Origin of the sequence: Variovorax sp. V118 (assembly GCF_041154445.1) — a bacterium.
In the GTDB taxonomy this organism is placed as follows: domain Bacteria; phylum Pseudomonadota; class Gammaproteobacteria; order Burkholderiales; family Burkholderiaceae_C; genus Variovorax; species Variovorax boronicumulans.
This window is the reverse complement of sequence record NZ_AP028663.1, coordinates 4,368,090-4,386,428: the sequence shown is the minus strand read 5'-3', so window position 1 is coordinate 4,386,428 and position 18,339 is coordinate 4,368,090. Positions and strand designations below refer to the sequence as shown.

General features: G+C 70.4%; 21 protein-coding genes and 1 pseudogene. 13 read left to right on the top strand and 9 right to left on the bottom strand.

Annotated elements, in window-relative coordinates; all coding sequences use genetic code 11:
- Positions 1–2 precede the first annotated feature (2 nt).
- Positions 3–1,208, top strand: coding sequence for a M20 family metallo-hydrolase (locus tag ACAM52_RS20390; RefSeq protein WP_369647757.1), 1,206 nt, complete (start codon positions 3–5; stop codon positions 1,206–1,208).
- Between the two features lie 31 nt (positions 1,209–1,239).
- On the opposite strand, the gene ACAM52_RS20385 is transcribed toward ACAM52_RS20390, so the two are convergent.
- Positions 1,240–2,445: a patatin-like phospholipase family protein gene (locus tag ACAM52_RS20385; protein ID WP_369644453.1), complete on the bottom strand. Its 1,206-nt coding sequence runs from the start codon at positions 2,443–2,445 to the stop codon at positions 1,240–1,242.
- 107 nt (positions 2,446–2,552) lie between these two features.
- Between ACAM52_RS20385 and apbC the strand changes: the two genes are divergently transcribed.
- The 4 genes from apbC (at position 2,553) to tsaA (ending at position 5,565) form a co-directional block, all read left to right on the top strand.
- Positions 2,553–3,644, top strand: coding sequence for an iron-sulfur cluster carrier protein ApbC (gene apbC, locus ACAM52_RS20380; protein ID WP_062478984.1), 1,092 nt, complete (start codon positions 2,553–2,555; stop codon positions 3,642–3,644).
- Between the two features lie 76 nt (positions 3,645–3,720).
- The gene (locus tag ACAM52_RS20375) at positions 3,721–4,671 is read left to right on the top strand and encodes a LysR family transcriptional regulator (protein ID WP_139700229.1); all 951 of its coding nucleotides are present in this window, start codon (positions 3,721–3,723) and stop codon (positions 4,669–4,671) included.
- A gap of 52 nt (positions 4,672–4,723) precedes the next feature.
- Positions 4,724–5,071, top strand: a complete 348-nt coding sequence (locus ACAM52_RS20370) for a winged helix-turn-helix domain-containing protein (RefSeq protein ID WP_062478989.1) — start codon at positions 4,724–4,726, stop codon at positions 5,069–5,071.
- Positions 5,068–5,565 carry a tRNA (N6-threonylcarbamoyladenosine(37)-N6)-methyltransferase TrmO gene (gene tsaA / locus ACAM52_RS20365; RefSeq protein WP_369644452.1) on the top strand — a complete coding sequence of 166 codons (498 nt, stop codon included), beginning with the start codon at positions 5,068–5,070 and terminating at the stop codon, positions 5,563–5,565. The genes ACAM52_RS20370 and tsaA overlap by 4 nt, the downstream gene beginning before the upstream one ends.
- Here tsaA and ACAM52_RS20360 read toward each other — a convergent pair.
- The 3 genes and pseudogenes from ACAM52_RS20360 to ACAM52_RS20350 all read right to left on the bottom strand — a co-directional run bounded on the left by ACAM52_RS20360 (position 5,526) and on the right by ACAM52_RS20350 (position 6,441).
- Complete coding sequence (locus ACAM52_RS20360; RefSeq protein ID WP_369647820.1) at positions 5,526–5,720, bottom strand: hypothetical protein; 195 nt, start codon at positions 5,718–5,720, stop codon at positions 5,526–5,528. The two genes, tsaA and ACAM52_RS20360, sit on opposite strands and share 40 nt — an antisense overlap.
- Before the next feature lie 98 nt (positions 5,721–5,818).
- Positions 5,819–6,184, bottom strand: a pseudogene (locus ACAM52_RS20355) (nitroreductase family protein); the annotation flags it as partial.
- Between the two features lie 17 nt (positions 6,185–6,201).
- On the bottom strand, positions 6,202–6,441 hold the full coding sequence (locus tag ACAM52_RS20350; protein ID WP_235926764.1) for a hypothetical protein: 240 nt from the start codon (positions 6,439–6,441) through the stop codon (positions 6,202–6,204).
- A gap of 115 nt (positions 6,442–6,556) precedes the next feature.
- On the opposite strand from ACAM52_RS20350, the gene modB reads away from it, so the two are divergent.
- From modB to fdhD, 7 genes are all read left to right on the top strand, one after another.
- Positions 6,557–7,246 (top strand): molybdate ABC transporter permease subunit, encoded by a 690-nt coding sequence (gene modB, locus ACAM52_RS20345; protein ID WP_070061481.1) that lies wholly within the window; start codon positions 6,557–6,559, stop codon positions 7,244–7,246.
- Positions 7,247–7,274: 28 nt separating this feature from the next.
- Positions 7,275–8,024, top strand: coding sequence for a molybdate ABC transporter substrate-binding protein (gene modA, locus ACAM52_RS20340; RefSeq protein ID WP_369644451.1), 750 nt, complete (start codon positions 7,275–7,277; stop codon positions 8,022–8,024).
- Complete coding sequence (locus tag ACAM52_RS20335) at positions 8,021–8,809, top strand: ABC transporter ATP-binding protein (RefSeq protein ID WP_369644450.1); 789 nt, start codon at positions 8,021–8,023, stop codon at positions 8,807–8,809. Before modA ends, ACAM52_RS20335 begins: the two co-directional genes overlap by 4 nt.
- Positions 8,810–8,843: 34 nt before the next feature.
- Complete coding sequence (locus ACAM52_RS20330) at positions 8,844–9,020, top strand: hypothetical protein (protein WP_369644449.1); 177 nt, start codon at positions 8,844–8,846, stop codon at positions 9,018–9,020.
- 78 nt (positions 9,021–9,098) lie between these two features.
- Positions 9,099–11,441 carry an FdhF/YdeP family oxidoreductase gene (locus ACAM52_RS20325; protein ID WP_369644448.1) on the top strand — a complete coding sequence of 781 codons (2,343 nt, stop codon included), beginning with the start codon at positions 9,099–9,101 and terminating at the stop codon, positions 11,439–11,441.
- Complete coding sequence (locus ACAM52_RS20320; RefSeq protein WP_307586209.1) at positions 11,438–11,728, top strand: hypothetical protein; 291 nt, start codon at positions 11,438–11,440, stop codon at positions 11,726–11,728. Before ACAM52_RS20325 ends, ACAM52_RS20320 begins: the two co-directional genes overlap by 4 nt.
- A gap of 19 nt (positions 11,729–11,747) precedes the next feature.
- On the top strand, positions 11,748–12,653 hold the full coding sequence (fdhD, locus tag ACAM52_RS20315; protein ID WP_369644447.1) for a formate dehydrogenase accessory sulfurtransferase FdhD: 906 nt from the start codon (positions 11,748–11,750) through the stop codon (positions 12,651–12,653).
- Here the strand turns inward: fdhD and mnmH are convergent.
- From mnmH to ACAM52_RS20290, 5 genes are read right to left on the bottom strand one after another with little or no spacing between them, the layout of a single operon-like run.
- Positions 12,590–13,657, bottom strand: a complete 1,068-nt coding sequence (gene mnmH, locus ACAM52_RS20310) for a tRNA 2-selenouridine(34) synthase MnmH (protein ID WP_369644446.1) — start codon at positions 13,655–13,657, stop codon at positions 12,590–12,592. The genes fdhD and mnmH overlap by 64 nt on opposite strands.
- Positions 13,658–13,692: 35 nt before the next feature.
- Positions 13,693–14,490, bottom strand: a complete 798-nt coding sequence (gene phnE, locus ACAM52_RS20305; protein ID WP_369644445.1) for a phosphonate ABC transporter, permease protein PhnE — start codon at positions 14,488–14,490, stop codon at positions 13,693–13,695.
- Entirely contained in the window at positions 14,487–15,323 is an 837-nt protein-coding gene (locus ACAM52_RS20300; RefSeq protein WP_369644444.1) for a PhnE/PtxC family ABC transporter permease, read from the bottom strand. Before ACAM52_RS20300 ends, phnE begins: the two co-directional genes overlap by 4 nt.
- The gene (locus tag ACAM52_RS20295; protein ID WP_369644443.1) at positions 15,320–16,144 is read right to left on the bottom strand and encodes a phosphonate ABC transporter ATP-binding protein; all 825 of its coding nucleotides are present in this window, start codon (positions 16,142–16,144) and stop codon (positions 15,320–15,322) included. The genes ACAM52_RS20300 and ACAM52_RS20295 overlap by 4 nt, the downstream gene beginning before the upstream one ends.
- A gap of 13 nt (positions 16,145–16,157) precedes the next feature.
- Positions 16,158–17,021, bottom strand: coding sequence for a putative selenate ABC transporter substrate-binding protein (locus ACAM52_RS20290; RefSeq protein ID WP_369644442.1), 864 nt, complete (start codon positions 17,019–17,021; stop codon positions 16,158–16,160).
- 111 nt (positions 17,022–17,132) lie between these two features.
- On the opposite strand from ACAM52_RS20290, the gene selD reads away from it, so the two are divergent.
- Positions 17,133–18,212 carry a selenide, water dikinase SelD gene (selD, locus tag ACAM52_RS20285; protein ID WP_062469051.1) on the top strand — a complete coding sequence of 360 codons (1,080 nt, stop codon included), beginning with the start codon at positions 17,133–17,135 and terminating at the stop codon, positions 18,210–18,212.
- Positions 18,213–18,339 lie beyond the last annotated feature (127 nt).

The window sequence follows — 18,339 nt, the reverse complement described above, 5'->3', positions numbered from 1 at the left end:
TGATGGCGCGCATCGACGCGCACGCCGCCATCGGCGCGACCGCGCAAGGCGGCGTCTGCCGAATCGCACTCACCGACGCCGACCGCGCGGGCCGCGACCGGCTCGTGCAGTGGATGCAGGACCTGGGCCTCACCGTGCGCATCGACCGCATCGGCAACATCTTCGGCATCCGCCCCGGCCAACTGCCGGATGCCCAACCCGTGATGACCGGCTCGCACATCGACACCGTCGCCACGGGCGGGCGCTACGACGGCAACTACGGCGTGCTGGCGGGCCTGGAGGTGGTGCGCTGGCTCAACGAGCGCCAGCGCCAGACGCAGCGCCCCTTCGTGGTCGCCGCGTTCACCAACGAGGAGGGCGTGCGCTTCATGCCCGACATGATGGGCTCGCTGGTGCACGCGGGCGGGCTGGCGCTCGAGGTGGCGCTCGATACCGTCGCCACCGACGGCGCGCGGCTGGGCGACGAACTCGCGCGCATCGGCTACGCGGGCGACATGGCCTGCGGCGCGCTGGTGCCGCATGCGTTCGTCGAACTGCACATCGAGCAGGGCCCGGTGCTGGAGGCCGAGGGCGCCACCATCGGCGCGGTGGCCGACCTGCAAGGCATCTCATGGCAGGAGATCGTCGTCACCGGCCAGTCGAACCACGCGGGCACCACGCCCATGCGCCTGCGCCACGACGCCGGCTACTGCGCCGCCGCCATCGCGGTGTTCGTGCGCGAGCTGGCGCGCCGCTACGGCGGCAGCCAGGTCGCGACCGTCGGCGCGATCGACCTGCACCCGAATCTCATCAACGTGATCGCGGCGCGCGCCACGCTCACGGTCGACCTGCGCCACACCGACGAGGCGACGCTGAAGGACGCTGAAGGCGAGTTGGCGGACTATCTGCGGCAGCTCGAGACCACTGAAGGCGTGACCATCGAAGCCCGCACGCTGGCGCGCTTCGAGCCGGTGCAGTTCGATGAACGGCTGGTGCGCCTCGTCGAGGCCAGCGCGCATGCACGCAATCTGAGCCACCGCCGCATGACCTCGGGCGCGGGCCACGACGCGCAGATGATGGCGCGCATCGCGCCCGCCGCGATGGTCTTCGTGCCGAGCGTGCGCGGCATCAGCCACAACCCGAAGGAGCACACGGCGAGCGCCGACCTGGCGCAGGGCGCGAACGTGCTGCTGGACGTGGTGCTGGGGCTGCTGGACGAGGCGGACTGAGCGGCGCGAACTCAGCCGGCCGCGTGCGCCGTCACGTCGGCACCCACCCGAAGAACCGCAGCACCTCGTCGCGCTGGCGCATCGCGTCCGCGCGCCCCAGTGCCATGAGCTCGCGCGTGTAGGCCGACTCGAACAGCAGGTAGCTGGCGAGCGCGCCGCCCTTCACGTCGGCCGCGACCTTCGAGCCGCCCAGCAGGTGCCGCACGGCGCCCGGCAGCGCGTCGACGTGGCGCGCCGCGATCATGTCGATGCGCTCCGACGGCGAGATCACCAGCAGGTCGAGCGGGCGCAGCGCACTCGCGGCGCGCGCCTCTTCGGGGATCAGGCCCAGCGTGTGGTTGATGCGGCGCAGGCGCTCGATGTCGACCGCCAGCGCATCCAGAAAGATGCTCGACAGTGCATGGCCGGCGATCTGCGCCATGGTCGGGTAGCCGCTGTGGGTGTTGGGTGCGTCCTCGTCGCGCGGCTCGTGCATGCGGCCCGCGCCGATCACCACGATGCGCTGCGCACCCAGGTGGATCGCCGCCGCGATGGGCGCCGACTGGCGCATCGAGCCGTCGCCGAAGTACTCGGTGTGGCCCGGCGGCATCGGCAGCGCGGTGGCCGGGAACACGAAGGGAATGGCCGACGAGGCCATCAGGTGCGCGTGCGTGATGCGGTCGCGCACCGACAGGCGCTGCGAGCGCACCCAGGGCTCCATCGGCACGGCCGCCTCGAAGAAGGTCACGTGCTCGCCCGAGCTGTAGCTCGAGGCCGTGACCGCCAGCGCCTGCACATGGCCCTGCTGCATGAGCGTCGGCAGGCGGTCCAGCGGCACCAGGCGTTGCAGCAGGCCGGCCAGCGGCGTGTTGTCCAGCAGCGACTTCGGCTTGATGCGCATCCAGTTGGCCGCGAAGCGCCCCAGCCCGAGCAGCATGCGCCAGCGCGCACCGCTGCCGAGCACCGAGAGCGAGTCGGCGCGGTAGATCTGCTCGGCGCGGAACTCGCCCCAGACCTGCGCGATGTGCGCGACCACGCGGTCGAAGTCGTCGGCGCCGCAGGCCAGCGCCGCGGCGTTGATGGCGCCGGCCGAGGTGCCGGTGATGATCTGGAACGGGTTGCCGCCGCCGATGGCCGCACCGGCCGCCACGGCGTCGCGCCGGATCTCGGCGATGGCTTCGAGCACGCCGACCTGGTAGGCGGCGCGGGCGCCGCCGCCTGTCAGCAGCAGGCCGGTGGCGGGGCTTGTCTCGGGCATTGCGTCGGTGTCTTTTCTTCTTCGGCGTTTTTCGGACGGGAAATGAGCGCGTCCCGGTACGGGCTTGGCGGGCGGAATAGACTACCCGCCATTCAGGAGTTTGATCAATGGCACTCACCCCCGACGGGCTCATGGACGCACTCAAGAGCGTCACGGACCCTAACACCGGCAAAGAATTCGCAGCGACGCGCTCGCTCAAAAACCTGCAGATCGCCGAGGGCGATGTCTCGTTCGACCTCGAACTCGGCTACCCCGCCAAGAGCCAGCACGCGGCCATCCGCAAGTCGCTCGTGGCCGCGGCCAAGGCCGTGCCGGGCGTGGAGAACGTGTCGGTCAACATCGTCACCAAGGTCATCAGCCATGCGGTGCAGCGCGGCGTGCAGCTGATGCCCAACGTGCGCAACATCGTGGCCGTGGCCTCGGGCAAGGGCGGCGTGGGCAAGAGCACCACGGCCGCCAACCTGGCGCTGGCGCTGGCCGCCGAGGGCGCCAGCGTGGGCCTGCTCGACGCCGACATCTACGGCCCGAGCCAGCCCATGATGATGGGCCTGGACGGGCGCCCCGAGAGCATCGACGGCAAGAACATGGAGCCCAAGGAGCGCCATGGCGTGCAGGTGATGTCGATCGGCTTCCTGGTCGACGCCGACCAGGCCATGATCTGGCGCGGCCCCATGGCCACGCAGGCGCTCGAGCAGCTGCTGCGCCAGACCAACTGGAAAGACCTCGACTACCTGATCGTCGACATGCCGCCGGGCACCGGCGACATCCAGCTCACGCTGAGCCAGCGCGTGCCGATGACGGGCGCGGTGATCGTCACCACGCCGCAGGACATCGCGCTGCTCGACGCGCGCAAGGGCATCCAGATGTTCGAGAAGGTCGGCGTGCCGATCCTGGGCATCGTGGAGAACATGGCGGTGCACATCTGCTCCAACTGCGGCCATGCCGAGCACATCTTCGGCGCCGACGGCGGCAAGAAGATGGCGGCCGAGTACCAGATGGCCTACCTGGGCGCGCTGCCGCTGGACATCAACATCCGCCTGCAGGCGGACAGCGGGGCGCCGACGGTGGTGTCCGACCCCGACGGCGAGGTGGCCGGGCTCTACAAGGCCGTGGCGCGCAGCGTGGCGGTGGGGATCGCGGAGAAGGCGAAGGACTTCTCGGCGAAGTTCCCGACGATCTCGATCAGCAAGAACACCTGAGGCCGCGGCGGGGCAGGGCGAGGGCCTGTGCAGGCGCCCCGGACGCGAGCCCGCAAGAAGAAAAAGGACGCACGCAATGAACCTGCTCGCCTCGATGCGCTACCTCGTCGCACTCAGCGAGCACAAGCATTTCGGCCGCGCCGCCCAGGCCTGCCACATCACGCAGCCGGCCTTGTCCAATGCGCTGCGCGCGCTGGAGGGCGAGTTCGGCGTCGTCATCGTCAAGCGCTCCCGCGTGTACGTGGGCCTCACGCACGAAGGTGAGCGCGTGCTGGCCACGGCGCAGCGCATGCTGCGCGACAACGAGGTGCTGCTGCAGGAGCTGCGCAGCGAGGCCGGCGACCCGCGCGGGCGCCTGCGCATGGCCGCCGTGCCCACCGCGATCCCGATGCTGTCGCGCTTTGCCGCCATGCTGCAGCAGCGCCATCCGGGCATCGTGCCGGCCGTGCTCTCCATGAGCTCGCAGGAGCTGGAGACGGGCCTGGAGAACCTCTCGGTCGACCTCGCCCTGGGCTACACCGAGCGCATGCACCTGCCGGGCGTCAAGCTCAAGGCCTGGCCGCAGAGCATCGAGCACTACTTCCTGCTGCGGCGCGCCAAGAAGCCCTCGGCCGACCGGCTGCGCATCGGCCGCCCCATCGCCTGGGCCGAAGCGGGCAAGCTGCCGCTGTGCCTGCTCACGCCCGACATGCACAACCGCGCCATCATCGACCAGGCCCTGCGCGAGGCCGGCGTGGCCGCGGTGGCGCCCGCCATCGAGACCAACTCGGTGCTCACGCTCGCGCTGGCCGTGAGCGCGGGCACCGTCAGCAGCGTGCTGCCCGGCGCCATGGTGGCGGCCGTGCGCAGCCACCGTGAACTGGAGGCGCTGCCGCTGGTGGCGCCCGAGGTGCGCACGCCCATCGGCTTCATGACGCAGGAGGGTGTGCGGCCCGCGCGGGCGCTCGATGCGGCGCTGGCCTTCTTGCAGACGCCCGAATGGCAGGCGCAGGCGCGCCAGCACAGCGGCGCGCTCGACGCCGCGTAGCCCCGGCCCACGGGTGCCGACGGCACCTGGATGGTTTACCCTTCCCGCCATCATGAAATCCAAAGCCCAGTTCCGCCTGCGCATCTACCGGGACGACACCATCGCCATCGGCCCCGGCAAGATCGCCGTGCTCGAAGCCGTGGCCGAGACCGGTTCGATCTCGGCGGCGGCCCGCCTGCTCGGCATGTCGTACCGCCGCGCGTGGATGCTGATCGACGAGATGAACCAGACGCTGGCCTCGCCGGCCGTGAACACCGCCGCCGGCGGCTCGCGCGGCGGCGGCACGGCGCTCACGCCGGTGGGCGAGGACATCGTGAAGCGCTACCGCGCCATCGAGAACGCTGCGCGCCTCGCGACGGCTGCCGACGTTCGCGCGCTCACGCGCCTGCTGGCCCCATGAACGCCGCCGACATCGACCCTGTCGTCTGCCGCCCGGTCGGCGTCGTGCGCAGCCGCTTCACCGAAACCTCGGGCATGCCCATCCAGACGGCCGGCGCGCCCGACGAAGTGGGGCGCCTGGAGGTGTTCGCCGAGTTCGCGCCGGGGCTGCGCGACATCGAAGGCTTCGACTACCTGATCCTCGTGACGCACCTGCACCGCTGCGTGCACGAGCGGCTCGAGGTGGTGCCCTTTCTCGACGACGCCACGCACGGCGTGTTCGCCACGCGCGCGCCCGCGCGGCCCAACCGGCTGGGCCTGTCGATCGTGCGGCTCACGGCGGTGGAGGGCACGACGCTGCATTTCAGCGGCAACGACATGATCGACGGCACGCCCGTGCTGGACATCAAGCCCTACGTGCCGCGCTTCGACGTGCGCGAGACCGAGCGCGTGGGCTGGTTCGGCGCGCGGCTCGATCAGCTGCCGCGCACGCGCTCCGATGGGCGGATGGACTGATCGCCGTCGGTTGATGCCTCGCCGGCCGCGCCCGGCAGCAGGTCGCCCTGCCAGCACGACCACACGTCCTGCGACAGCGTCTCGCGCGCCTGCGGCGGCGCCTCGCGGATCGTGCCCATGCTGATGAAGCCCGCCAGGTACTCGCCCGGCTGCACGCCGACCTGCGCACCAGCGTCTCGTCGAAGCAGCGCTCGCCGCTGAGCACGATGGCGCCGTAGCCCAGCTGGTGTGCGGCGGCCAGCAGGTTGCCCAGCGCCGCGCCGGCGCCCAGCCACTGCTCGCGCGCGGGGATCTTGCTGCGCTCGCGCGGCGACACCACGAAGCCCAGCAGCAGCGGCGGACGCGTGGCGTGCTCGCGGGTGCGCCGCAGGTCGGTGGGGCTGGCGAGCGGATCGCGGCGCAGCTTTTCCTGTTCGAAGCACCAGGCCAGCGCCTCGCGGTTCTGCGGGCGGAACTCGATCACGCGCCACGGATGCAGCCCGCCGTGGTCGGGCGCGCGCAGGCCGGCCTGAATGATGGCGTCGAGTTCGTCGGGGTTCGGGCCGGGCGATTGCAGCCGTCGCGGCGAGACCGATCGCCGTGTCAGCAGGACTTCGAGGATGCGTTCCGCACCCGTCATGTGGCGCCACATCGTTGTCATTGCCCGCGCCGGTCGGTCCATGCGGCGCTGCGGCGCAGCACCTCGCCGATGTCCTGCGCGTCGCCCGGGGCCACCAGGAACGACTGGCTCTCGCCGCCCGGCGCGATGATCGACAGCACGAAGCCGCCGGCGTCCAGCGTGCGCTCGATGCGCCATTCGTGCACCTGCGTCACATGGCGAAGCTCGGGCCTGCCGGAGGTCGAGCGGACAACGGTGTCATGAGGGGAAAGGCGCATGGGGCGGATGGACAAAGTCTCCAACGCTGTATCCGCCAGTATATGAAGACCGGCGCATCCGTGCATCCCCGTGGGAACCAGAAGGCCGCTCATGTAACAATTACGCCGTATCTCAATGAACACGACGACCACCTCTTCGCTCATCGCCACCACCGACTGGTCGCCGCTGGTCCTGTCGCTGCAGGTCGCGGCGGTCGCGACCTTGCTGGCGCTGGTCGCGGGCGTGGCGCTGGGCTGGGTATTCGCGCGCAAGCAGTTCACCGGCTCGGGCGTGCTCGAGGCCGTGTTCATGTTGCCGCTGGTGCTGCCGCCCACGGTGATCGGCTACGCCATCCTGGTGGCGGCGGGGCGCCGCAGCCCGCTCGGCGCGTGGCTGCGCGAGCACTTCGACTACACCATCATCTTCAGCTGGCACGGCGCCGTGGTGGCCTCGGCCGTGGTGGCGCTGCCGCTGGTGCTCAAGTCGGCCAGCGCGGCTTTTTCTAACGTCGATCGCTCGCTCGAGGCCGCCGCGAGCACCTTGCGCCAGTCGCCGTTCTCGGTGTTCCTGCGCGTCACGCTGCCGCTGGCCTGGCCCGGCATCCTGGCCGGCACGCTGCTCGCGTTCGCGCGCGCCATGGGCGAATTCGGCGCCTCGCTGATGGTGGCCGGCTCCATTCCCAAGCAGACCCAGACCCTGTCGATGGCCATCTACGACGCCGTGCAGGCCGGCCATGACGACCTGGCGCTGCTGCTGGTGGTCGTCACGTCGGTGCTGTCGATTGCCGTGCTGGTCGTGTCGAACCGCTTCTTTTCGCTTCGTTGATTCCCCCTTTTTCCAGGAGACTGTGCCCATGCGTCCGTTGCGTCTTTTGTCCGTCGTGCTTGCCCTGGCCCTGCCGCTTGCGGCCGCCGCGCAGCAGATCACGGTGTCCGCCGCCGCGAGCCTGACCGACGCGTTCAAGGAAATCGGTCCCAAGTTCGAAGCCGCCAAGGCGGGCAGCACCGTGCGCTTCAACTTCGCCGCCTCGGGCGTGCTGCTGCAGCAGATCGGGCAGGGCGCGCCGGTCGACGTGTTCGCCAGCGCCGATCAGGAGACGATGAACCGCGGCAACGACCAGAAGCTCATCGACACCGCCACCCGCAAGGACTTCGTCACCAACAGCCTCGTGCTGGTCGAGCCCGCGCAGGGCGCCGTCGGCCTGAAGTCGCTGCAGGACCTGAGCGGTGCGAACGTGAAGAAGATCGCCGTCGGCAAGACCGCCACCGTGCCGGTCGGCCGCTACACCAAGCAGGTGCTGGACAACGCCAAGCTCTGGACCGCGCTCGAACCCAAGTTCGTGCAGGCCGACAGCGTGCGCCAGGTGCTCGACTACGTGAGCCGCGGCGAGGTCGAGGCCGGTTTCGTCTACCGCACCGACGCGGCCGTGGCCGGCGACAAGGTCAAGGTCGCCTTCACGCCCACTGGCCACACGCCCGTGACCTACCCCATCGCCGTGGTGGCCGAGAGCAAGCAGAAGGCGCTGGCCGGCGACTTCATCGCCTTTCTGTCGACGCCCGCCGCCCAGGAAGTGCTCGCACGCTACGGTTTCGGCAAGCCATGATCGATGTCGATCTGCAGCTCACGGTGAAGGACGGGGCCCGGCGCTTCGACCTCGCCGTGCGCTTCCAGACCGACGTTCCCTTCGCCGCGCTCTACGGCCCCTCGGGGGCCGGCAAGTCGCTCACCCTGCAGGCCATCGCCGGCCTGCTGCATCCCTCGGCGGGCCATGTGCGGCTCGACGGCCGCACGCTGTACGACGCGGCCCAGCGCATCGACGTGCCCGCGCCGGCGCGCCGCATCGGCTACCTGTTCCAGAACTACGCGCTGTTCCCGCACCTCACGGTGCGCGAGAACGTGGCCTTCGGGCTCACCGCGTGGCACCGCCGCACGCTGCCGGCGCGCGATGCCGAGCGCGTGCAGGCGCTGCTGGCCAGCTTCGGCCTCGCCGCGCTGGCCGACAGCCGGCCGCAGAAACTCTCGGGCGGCCAGCAGCAGCGCGTGGCCCTGGCGCGCGCGCTGGCCTGCGAGCCGCAGGTGCTGCTGCTCGACGAACCCTTCGCCGCGCTCAACCCCATGCTGCGCGCCGAACTGCGCAACGAGCTCGCGCAGGTGCGCAAGCAATGGGGCATTCCGGTTTTGATGATCACGCACGACATCGAGGACGTGCTCGCCCTGGCCGACGTGGCTTTTGTCTACAAGGACGGGCAGGTGGTGCGGGAGATCGACTTGCACAACGCCGACAGCCGCGACTTTGCGCTGCGGGAGATTGCCGGGGTGCAGGAGGTCGAGGAGACGCCGCTGCGCAGCAAGCTGCGGGGCTTGTTGATGGGCGGTGCGCGCGGCTGATGGCTGTGCGCGGCATCGACGCTACAGTCGGGCGATGAAATCAGTCAACGTCTCTTCCGCGCGTTCGAAGCCTGCATTTCTGGCGCGAGGCCTGGCATCCTTGGCTGAAGCTCGTCGCAGCGGTGGGTACGTCGACGCGAACGAGCTGATGCAACGCCTCACGGCGAAGCTCGAGCTGGCGGCGAAGCGACAGAAGCCGACTCATCGCTGAGCCCGTCATTTCCATTTTGAATCGCCGCATGTCGCGATTCAATTTGACGCCACGCCCCCACAGGCCAACACTGCCGCCATGAGCGAGCAGAAGATCGAGTTTTACAAGGGCCCCGCCGGTGGCTGGGGTGCGTTGCGCAGCGTGACGAATGCGCTGCTGCGGCAGGACATTCCGGTCAAGGGCGCGAAGACGCTGCTCTCGGCCAACCAGCCCGACGGCTTCGACTGCCCCGGCTGCGCCTGGCCCGACCGCAACCATGCCTCGACCTTCGAGTTCTGCGAGAACGGCGTGAAGGCCGTGGCCGCCGAGGCCACCGCGCGGCGCGCGGGCCCGGAGCTGTTCGCGAAGCACACCGTGGCCGAGCTGGCGCAGCAGAGCGATTTCTGGCTCGAAGACCAGGGCCGCCTCACGCACCCCATGGCCTACGACGCGGCCAGCGACAAATACGTGCCGATCGACTGGGACGACGCCTTCGCGCGCATTGCGCGGCACCTGAACGCGCTGCCCGACCCGAACCAGGCCATCTTCTACACCTCGGGCCGCGCGAGCAACGAGGCGGCCTTCCTGTACCAGTTGTTCGTGCGCGAGTACGGCACCAACAATTTTCCCGACTGCTCGAACATGTGCCACGAGCCCAGCGGCAGCGGCATGCGCCCGCAGCTGGGCGTGGGAAAGGGCACGGTCACGCTCGAAGACTTCGAGAAGGCCGACGCGATCTTCATCTTCGGCCAGAACCCGGGCACCAACCACCCGCGCATGCTCGGCGAGCTGCGCGCGGCGTCCAAGCGCGGCGCGCGCATCGTGAGCTTCAATCCGCTGCGCGAGCGCGGGCTGGAGCGTTTTGCCGACCCGCAGGACAAGCTGGAGATGGCCACGCTGGGCTCCACGCCGATCAGCACGCATTACTTCCAGCTGCGCGTGGGCGGCGACTTCGCGGCCGTGAAGGGGATGATGAAGCACGTCATCGAGCGCGAAGACGCGGCGGTGGCGCGCGGCGAGCCTCCGGTGCTCGACCACGCATTCATCGCCGAGCACACCCAGGGTTTCGAGGCGCTGGCCGACGACCTGCGCGCCGAAGCGTGGCCGCTGCTGGTGCAGGAGTCGGGCCTGAGCGAAGCGCAGATGCGCGCGGCGGCCGACGTGTACCTGGGCGCCAAGCGCGTCATCGCCTGCTGGGGCATGGGCATCACGCAGCACCAGCATTCGGTGGCCACGATCCAGATGATCGGCAACTGGCTCATGCTGTGCGGCCACATGGGGCGCGAAGGCGCGGGCGCCTGCCCGGTGCGCGGGCACAGCAATGTGCAGGGCGACCGCACCATGGGTATCTGGGAAAAGCCGCCGGCCGCGCTGCTCGACCGGCTGCAGCAGGTGTTCGGCTTCGAGCCGCCGCGCCAGAACGGCGTGGACACGGTCGAGGCGATCCAGCTCATGCTCGACGGCAAGGGCAAGGTGTTCTTCGCGCTCGGCGGCAACTTCGCGGCCGCCACGCCCGACACCTGCCAGACCTGGAAGGCGCTGCAGCAGTGCGACCTCACGGTGCACGTGACCACCAAGCTCAACCGCAGCCACATCATCCACGGGCGCGAGGCACTCATCCTGCCGTGCCTGGGCCGCACCGAGATCGACATGCAGGCCAACGGCCCGCAGGGCGTGACGGTCGAGGACTCGATGAGCATGGTCCACATCTCGATGGGCATCAACCTGCCCGCGTCGGAGCACCTGTTGTCCGAGCCGGCCATCGTGGCGCGCCTTGCTGCAGCCACCATCGGCGCGCGCAGCAAGACGCCGTGGCTCTGGCTGGTGAAAGACTACGCCCGCATCCGCGACAAGATCGAAGCCGTGTTCGACGACTTCAAGGACTTCAACGCGCGCGTGGCGCACCCCGGCGGCTTCCGCCTGCGCAACACGGCGAGCGAGCGCGTGTGGGCCACCGCGTCGAAGAAGGCCGTGTTCTTCACGCACGCCGTGCCGCTGGACACGCACACCCACCGGGCCCGCGCGCGCTTCGCGTCGCAGCGCGACACGCTGGTGTTCACGCTGCTCACCACGCGCTCGCACGACCAGTACAACACCACCATCTACGGCATGGACGACCGCTACCGCGGCGTGTTCGGCCAGCGCCGCGTGGTGTTCATCCACGCCGACGACATCCGCCAGCTCGGCATGAAGGACGGCGACTGGGTCGACATCCAGACCGTGTGGAGCGACGGGCAGGAGCGTCGCGCCGACCGCTTCAAGCTGGTCGCCTACGACATCCCGCGCGGCAATCTCGCGGCCTACTACCCCGAGACGAACCCGCTGGTGCCGCTGTCGTCGGTGGCCGAGAACGCGGGCACGCCGACCTCCAAGTCGATTCCCGTGGTGCTGTCGCTGCATGTGGCGCCGGTCGCGGCGGAGGCCGACGCCGTGGCGGCATGAGCGATTCCGGGTTCGACGCCGACGCCTTTTCCATCGCGATCCTGCGCGCGCTCGCTGAAGCCCCGGGCGAGGGCGGCATGTCGCTGCCGCGCCTGGGCAAGCGACTGGGGCAGGGCGCCAGCGTGGTCATGCGCCAGCTCACGCTGATGGGCGATGCCGCATTGGGCGGCGTGCGCGGACCGGGCTGGGTGCGCGTGGTGCAGCTGGACGATCGCTGGGTCGCGCATCTCACCGACGCCGGGCGCGCGATGCTCGAGCGCCTGCCGGCTGACGAAAAACCCGGCTGAGCGGACAATGGCCGCGGCCATGACAGACACCCCCGAATCCGACTCGCTGCCACCGCTCGCGCGGCATGCCGTGCACGTCTTCGGCGAGCGCGGCCTCGCGCCCGAGGGCGTGGTGCGCGACGACACGCTGGCCGCCGAGGTGCCAGTGGCGCTGGTGTTCAACGGCGTCTCGCACGCGGTGATGATGGCCACGCCGCAAGACCTCGAGGCCTTCGCGCTGGGCTTTGCACTCAGCGAGGGCATCCTCGACAGCGCCGCCGATTGCCGCGGCATCGACGTGCGAACGGTCGGGGCCCTCGATGCAGGCCTGCCCGAAGGCATGCCCGGCATCGAGGTGCAGCTCGAAGTGTCCACGCGCAGCTTCGAACGCCTGAAGGACCGCCGTCGCAGCCTCGCGGGCCGCACCGGCTGCGGCGTGTGCGGCGTCGAAAGCTTCGCGGGGCTCGACCTGTCGCCGCAGCGCGTGCCGCCGCGCGACTGGATCGAGCGCATCGACCTGGCCACCGTGCTGCGCGCTTTTGCCGCCATGCCGCCGCGCCAGGTGCTCAACGCCGAAGCCGGTGCGATCCACGCGGCGGCCTGGGCCACGTTGGACGGCGAACTCACCGACCTGATGGAAGACGTCGGCCGCCACAACGCACTCGACAAGCTGCTCGGTGCGCTGGCGCGTGCGAATCGGCTGCAGGAGCCCGGCTTCGTGCTGATGTCCAGCCGCGGCAGCCACGAGCTGGTGCGCAAGTGCGCGCGCCTGGGCATCGCGGCGATGGCGACCATCTCGGCGCCGACCGCGATGGGCGTGCGCATGGCCGAGCTCAGCGGTCTGCGGTTCTGGGGGCTGTGCCGCGCGCCGCGCGGCGTGCTTTACGCCAACGGGCTCGGGTCGCCGAGCGCCAGCACCGCGTCGGCCACGGCCTCGATGCCCTGATCCGAGAGGTCGGTCGCCCCCACGCGCTGGCGCTTGGCCCACGCGCGAAAGTGCGTCTCCTGCGACTTCTGGTAGTGCGGGTCGTAGTGCAGCGACATGAGCTCGGCGAACAGGTGCGGCAGGTCGGCCTCGTGCGCCCACTGCTGCCAGCGCGTCACCGTTTCCTTGCCCTGCAGTTCCTTGAGCACGCCCATCTTCTCGGCGAGCGCCGCGCGGTCGTCGCCCAGGTAGGCGTAGTCGCGCAGCAGGTAGGCCAGCCGCGCCTCGGGCGTGGCCTCCACCTCGATGCACGGCGCGGCGCGCATCTGCGCCACGAGCGACAGCGGCAGCGACAGCCGCCCGATGCGCACGCTCTCGCCCTCGACATACAGCGGGCGCGAGAGGTCGATGGCTTCGAGCACGGTCGCGATGCGCGTCTCGAAGTGCTTTTGCGAAGGCTGCGGCACGCCCGGCAGCGCGCCGAGCAGCGAGCCCTTGTGGTTGGCGAAGGCTTCCAGGTCGAGCACCTGCGCGCCGCGTTCGGCCAGCGCGTGCAGCACGCGCGTCTTGGCGCTGCCGGTGGCACCGCAGACCACGCGCAGGTCGAGCTGCGGCGTCAGCGCGTCGAGCTGCGAGATCACGTGCCGGCGAAAGCTCTTGTAGCCGCCCGCGAGCTGCTGCGCGTCCCAGCCCACGAGCCGCAGCCAGGTGACCATCGAGCCGCTGCGCATGCCGCCGCGCCAGCAGTAGACCAGCGGCTTCCACTTCTCGGGCCGGTCGGCCAGCGTGTCGCGCAGGTGCGTCGCGATGTTGGCCGCCACCATGGCACCGCCGATGCGGCGCGCCTCGAAGGCGCCGGTCTGCACGTAGACCGTGCCGACGATGTGGCGCTCCTCGTCGTTGAGCACGGGGCAGTTGATGGCGCCAGGGATGTGGTCGAGCGCGAACTCGGCGGGCGAGCGGGCGTCGATGATCGAATCGAAGGCGTGGCGGTCCGCCACCCGAACGGGCTGGCGATGACTCATGGCTGAAGGGACCTCATGCCGCCATTGTCGGCCACTCAGGCGTAGGCGGGACCTAAGCCTTTTCGCAAGCGAGCACTCGCCAAGTCGACAAAGGTGACCAGCACGAACATCGCGATCAGCACCGTCATCGCCTGCTGCTGCTGGAAGATCGACAGGTGGAAGTACAGCAGCTGGCCCAGCCCGCCGCCGCCCACGAAGCCCAGCACGGCCGCCATGCGGATGTTCATTTCCCAGCGGTAGAGCGTGTAGGCCACCCACTGCGGCAGCACGATCGGCAGGCTGGCGTAGCTGAAGGCGGCGACCGGGCCGGCGCCCGAGAGCGCCAGCGCCTGCTCGGGCTCGCGCGGCGCGTTCTCCAGCGCTTCGGCAAAGAGACGGCCGAGCACGCCGGTCGTGTGCAGCGACAGCGCCAGCGCCCCCGCGAACGGCCCGATACCGGCGGCCAGCACCATCAGCGCGGCCCATACCAGCTCGGGCACGCTGCGCAAGAAGTTCAGCACGAAGCGCGCGCCGTGGCGCAGCGGCCCGCCGATGCGCCCCGACGCCGGCAGCGCGAGCAGGGCGCCCGCCACGGCGGCCAGCACGGTGCCCAGCGCCGACACGGCCAGCGTCTGCAGCGCGCCGTGGCCGACCTTGGCCAGGAACTCGGGCGACACGTCGGGCGGGAAGAACTCGGCGATGAACTTGCCCATCAGCCGGAGCGATTCGGCCGAGCCCAGCGCACCGTAGTCGATGCCCAGGTAGACGAAGCTCGCGACCACGGCCGCGGCGATCAGCGCGACGGCGAGCCAGCAACGCAGGCACAAAGGAGGGCGTGGCGGCAGCGTCGTCATGCCAAAAGCTTTCGCAGCGCGTTGCTCAGCATGTCGGCCAGCAGCACGAGCGCGAGAAACACCAGCAGGATGCTGCTGGCCTCGCCGCCGTTGAGCATCTTCATCGACTGGTCCATGAGCTGCCCGAGGCCACCCGCGCCCACGAAACCCATCACCACCGAGGCGCGCACCGCGCATTCCCAGCGGTACACGGTGTACGAGGCCAGCTCCTGCGCCGTGTGCGGCAGCAGGCCGTAGCACAGCGCCGCGAGCCGGCCGCTGCCGCTTTCGAGCAGGGCACGCGCGGGGCGCGTGTCGGTCGATTCGAGGATCTCGGCGTAGACCTTGCCGAGCATGCCGCCGTAGGTGATGGCCAGCGCCAGCACGCCGGCCGCGGGGCCGAGCCCGAGCGCGCGCACGAACAGCAGCGCCCACACGATCTCGGGAATGGCGCGCAGCACCATCAGCAGCCAGCGCGCCGCCTGCCGGACGATGCCGGCCTGCACGCGGCCGGGGCCGGGTCCGATGCGCGAGATGGAGAGCGCGCGCGTGGTCACGAAGCCCAGCGGCGCGCCGATCAGCAGCGCCATGGCGGTGCCGGCCGTGGCCATGGCCAGGGTCTCTAGCGTGGCCTTGGCGAGCAGGGCGAGAAAGGCCGGCGAGCTGTCGGGCGGAAAGAAGCCCGCAAGAAAGCCGCCGATGACGGCGAGGTTGCCGCTGCCGAACAGCGCCCAGGGCTTGAATTCGGAGAGCGCGAGCATTGGCCACGCAACGGCCAGTGCCGCGAGCCAGCCGGCCAGCCGGCGGCCCGCGTGCGGATCGCGCAGGGCGGGGCGGGCGAGTGTCGCCGTCACGGGCAGTCCGGCCGATGGAAGGCCGGTTCGGTGGTACCGGCCACCGGTGCGACCGGCAGCGGCCCTTGCGTCGCCACGCCGCCTTCGCTCGCATAGAGCGCCTCGAGCAGCGCGGGCGTCACTTCGGCGGCCGGCAGGTCGAAGGCCACCTGCCCGTCGCGCATGCCCACGATGCGCGGGAACCAGCGCAGCGCCAGGTCGACCGCGTGCAGCGACGCGACCAGCGTGGTGCCGGTCGATTCGCTCTGCGCCACCAGCTGGCCCACGGCCGCGTGTGCCAGCGTGGGGTCGAGCGCCGACACCGGCTCGTCCGCCAGCAGCAGTGCGGGGCGCTGGTACAGCACGCGCGCAATGCCCACGCGCTGCAGCTGGCCGCCCGAGAGGCGGTCGCAGCGGTCGAACAGCCGGTCTTCGAGCGCAAGCCGGGCCAGCGCCTCGTGCGCGCCCGCGATGTCGGACGGATAGAACAGCGAACCCAGCGCGCGCGCCGTCGACCACTGGCCGAGCCGGCCCGCGAGCACGGCAGTGACCACGCGCAGGCGCGGCGCGATCGGCGGTGCCTGGTGCACGGTGCCGATGCGCGCGCGCAGTTGCTTGAGCGCACGCGCCGGCAGGCGCCACGGGTGCTGGCCCAACGCCTGCACCTGGCCTTCGCCGGGCCGCAGCGCCGCGCCGAGCACGCGCAGCAGCGTGGTCTTGCCCGCGCCCGAGGGCCCGATGACGGCGATGCGCTCGCCGTCGCGCGCGGCCAGCGTCACGCCGGCCAGCGCGCGCTGGCCGTTGGGGTGCACCACGCCCGCGCTGTCGAGCGAAAAACTCATCCGCGCATTCCGCTCACTTGATCAGGCCGGCCGACTTGCCCGCCGTCTCGATGCCGTCGTAGTTCGACGACTTGGTGGGAATGAACTTGCTCGCGCGCTGCAGCGCCATGATCTCCTTGTGCGCCGGGTTGGCCGGGTCCAGCTTCAGGAAGGCGTCGGTCAGCTTCTTCGTCACGGCGGCGTCCAGGCCCGGGCGCACGGTCCAGTTGTAGTCGTAGTAGGTCGGCGTGGTGGCCAGCACGCGCACCTTGGCGGCGTTGGGGTTCTTGGCCTCGACCAGCTTGTCCCACACCGAGGCGTTGAGCACGCCCGCTTCGGCGCGCGAGGCGGCCACGAAGGCCACGGTGGCGTCGTGCGCGCCCGAGAACGCGACGGTCTTGAAGTCCTTCTCGGGGTTGATGCCGGCCTGCAGCAGGAAGTAGCGCGGCATCAGGCTGCCCGAGGTGGACGAAGGCGCACCGAAGGCGAAGGTCTTGCCCTTCAGGTCGGCCAGGGTCTTGGCGGGGCTGTCGATCGGCACGATGAACTTGCTGGTGAACACCTCGTCCTCCGCGCGCTGCACGAGCGGCACCGCGCCGCCGTTGGTGCGGATGCGCGCCTGCACGAAGGTGAAGCCGCCCAGCCAGGCCAGGTCGATCTTGTTGGTGGCCAGGCCCTCGACCACGGCGGCGTAGTCGGTCACGGGCGTGAACTGCACGTCCATGCCGGTTTCCTTCTTCAGGTAGTCGCCCAGCGGCGTGAACTTGCGCTGCAGCTCGGTGGGCGCCTCGTCGGGAATGGCCGACACGCGCAGCACGCCCTGGGCGAAGGCGCCCACGGCGGTGAGGGACAGGGCCAGCGCGAGGGCGAGCCGGGACACGGTTTGTTTCGTTTGCATGGTGTGATGACGCGTTCAGTGGAAAAAGAAAAGGGTGTGTCGGGGCACTCGGGCAGACGGCGGTGCAGGCTTCGATAATCGCGGCTTGTTCCATTCGACCGACCCGCTGCCATGATCGAAGCCGCACCTTCCAAGCTCCTGAATCCGTTGGCGCCGCTGCGGCTCACCAGCTTCTCGCATGGGGGCGGCTGCGGCTGCAAGATCGCGCCGGGCGTGCTGTCGCAGATCCTCAAGAACCATGCGGGCGGGCTGATTCCGCCCGAGCTCATGGTCGGCATCGAGACCGCCGACGACGCGGCAGTCTACCGGCTCAACGACGAGCAGGCGCTGATCGCCACCACCGATTTCTTCATGCCCATCGTGGACGACCCCTACGAGTTCGGCCGCATCGCCGCGACCAACGCGATCAGCGACGTCTACGCGATGGGCGGGCGCCCGATCATGGCGCTGGCGCTGGTGGCCATGCCGATCAACCAGCTGCCGGTGGAAGTCATCGCCGAGATCGTGCGCGGCGGGCAGGACGTGTGCCGCGCGGCCGGCATTCCCATCGCGGGCGGCCACACCATCGATTCGGTCGAGCCCATCTACGGGCTGGTCGCGATGGGGCTGGTGCATCCGAAGCGCGTGCGGCGCAATGCCGACGCGCAGGCGGGCGACGTGCTGGTGCTGGGCAAGCCGCTGGGCGTGGGCGTGCTGTCGGCGGCGCTCAAGAAGCAGCAGCTGTCCGAGGCCGGCTACCGCCAGCTGATCGAGAACACGACCAAGCTCAACACGCCCGGCATCGCGCTGTCGGCGCTCGACGGCGTGCACGCGCTGACCGACGTCACCGGCTTCGGCCTGGCCGGCCACGCGCTCGAACTCGCGCGCGGCGCGGGGCTCGCGGCGGTGGTCGAATGGTCGCGCGTGCCGCTGCTCGACAACGTGATCGCCATGGCTGGCGGCGGGCTGGTCACCGGCGCGTCGGGCCGCAACTGGGCGGGCTACGGCGCCGACGTGCAACTGCACGAGGGCCTGCCGGCCACCGCGCAGGCGCTCATGACCGATCCGCAGACCTCGGGCGGCCTGCTCGTGAGCTGCGCGCCCGAGGCGGTCGAGGCGGTGCTGGAGATCTTCCGCAACGAAGGCTTCGGGCAGGCGGCGGTCATCGGCCGCGTGGAAGCTGGCGCGCCGGGCCTCGTCGTGTTGCCCTGAGCCGGGGCGCCGCCGGGCGGGTGGGGTCGTCATCGACACGCGCTCCTTCGTTTTTTCGCATCGTGCGACAGGTCCGTGCAGCGGGCAACACCTGGCGGCCCTTTCCAATAACCCTTGAGTCCGCCGG

What these genes read in the sequence shown, in the direction of transcription:
- ACAM52_RS20390 (WP_369647757.1), top strand. Translation starts at nt 3, where the DNA reads ATGGCGCGCATCGACGCGCACGCCGCCATCGGCGCGACCGCGCAAGGC.
- ACAM52_RS20385 (WP_369644453.1), bottom strand. Translation starts at nt 2,445, where the DNA reads ATGCCCGAGACAAGCCCCGCCACCGGCCTGCTGCTGACAGGCGGCGGC.
- apbC (WP_062478984.1), top strand. Translation starts at nt 2,553, where the DNA reads ATGGCACTCACCCCCGACGGGCTCATGGACGCACTCAAGAGCGTCACG.
- ACAM52_RS20375 (WP_139700229.1), top strand. Translation starts at nt 3,721, where the DNA reads ATGAACCTGCTCGCCTCGATGCGCTACCTCGTCGCACTCAGCGAGCAC.
- ACAM52_RS20370 (WP_062478989.1), top strand. Translation starts at nt 4,724, where the DNA reads ATGAAATCCAAAGCCCAGTTCCGCCTGCGCATCTACCGGGACGACACC.
- tsaA (WP_369644452.1), top strand. Translation starts at nt 5,068, where the DNA reads ATGAACGCCGCCGACATCGACCCTGTCGTCTGCCGCCCGGTCGGCGTC.
- ACAM52_RS20350 (WP_235926764.1), bottom strand. Translation starts at nt 6,441, where the DNA reads ATGCGCCTTTCCCCTCATGACACCGTTGTCCGCTCGACCTCCGGCAGG.
- modB (WP_070061481.1), top strand. Translation starts at nt 6,557, where the DNA reads ATGAACACGACGACCACCTCTTCGCTCATCGCCACCACCGACTGGTCG.
- modA (WP_369644451.1), top strand. Translation starts at nt 7,275, where the DNA reads ATGCGTCCGTTGCGTCTTTTGTCCGTCGTGCTTGCCCTGGCCCTGCCG.
- ACAM52_RS20335 (WP_369644450.1), top strand. Translation starts at nt 8,021, where the DNA reads ATGATCGATGTCGATCTGCAGCTCACGGTGAAGGACGGGGCCCGGCGC.
- ACAM52_RS20330 (WP_369644449.1), top strand. Translation starts at nt 8,844, where the DNA reads ATGAAATCAGTCAACGTCTCTTCCGCGCGTTCGAAGCCTGCATTTCTG.
- ACAM52_RS20325 (WP_369644448.1), top strand. Translation starts at nt 9,099, where the DNA reads ATGAGCGAGCAGAAGATCGAGTTTTACAAGGGCCCCGCCGGTGGCTGG.
- ACAM52_RS20320 (WP_307586209.1), top strand. Translation starts at nt 11,438, where the DNA reads ATGAGCGATTCCGGGTTCGACGCCGACGCCTTTTCCATCGCGATCCTG.
- fdhD (WP_369644447.1), top strand. Translation starts at nt 11,748, where the DNA reads ATGACAGACACCCCCGAATCCGACTCGCTGCCACCGCTCGCGCGGCAT.
- mnmH (WP_369644446.1), bottom strand. Translation starts at nt 13,657, where the DNA reads ATGAGTCATCGCCAGCCCGTTCGGGTGGCGGACCGCCACGCCTTCGAT.
- phnE (WP_369644445.1), bottom strand. Translation starts at nt 14,490, where the DNA reads ATGACGACGCTGCCGCCACGCCCTCCTTTGTGCCTGCGTTGCTGGCTC.
- ACAM52_RS20295 (WP_369644443.1), bottom strand. Translation starts at nt 16,144, where the DNA reads ATGAGTTTTTCGCTCGACAGCGCGGGCGTGGTGCACCCCAACGGCCAG.
- ACAM52_RS20290 (WP_369644442.1), bottom strand. Translation starts at nt 17,021, where the DNA reads ATGCAAACGAAACAAACCGTGTCCCGGCTCGCCCTCGCGCTGGCCCTG.
- selD (WP_062469051.1), top strand. Translation starts at nt 17,133, where the DNA reads ATGATCGAAGCCGCACCTTCCAAGCTCCTGAATCCGTTGGCGCCGCTG.